Source organism: Escherichia sp. KCJ4928, assembly GCF_004352695.1.
Lineage (GTDB): Bacteria > Pseudomonadota > Gammaproteobacteria > Enterobacterales > Enterobacteriaceae > ECMA0423.
Window position 1 is genome coordinate 1 of sequence record NZ_SJWV01000906.1, and the last position, 202, is coordinate 202.

General features: G+C 57.9%; 1 pseudogene. It reads left to right on the forward strand.

Annotation, left to right across the window (positions count from 1 at the left end):
• A pseudogene (locus E0D98_RS27345) lies at nt 1–202 on the forward strand (hypothetical protein); the annotation flags it as partial.

Genomic DNA, 202 nt, shown 5'->3' on the forward strand with positions numbered 1-202 from the left:
AGGAAGAAATCAGGGCAGTTCTTGATGCGGTGCGCAATGCAGTACGAAGCATCTGTTACCAGGTGGCAGACGATGCGCGGCGTATCCGGGCGGCGCTGACCACCACCGGTCAGACGTTGCTGACCCGCCAGACGCGCCGCTTTCGTCTGGTCGTGAAGGAAAGCGATTACCCCTGCTGGCTTGATGAAGATGACGAAAATCT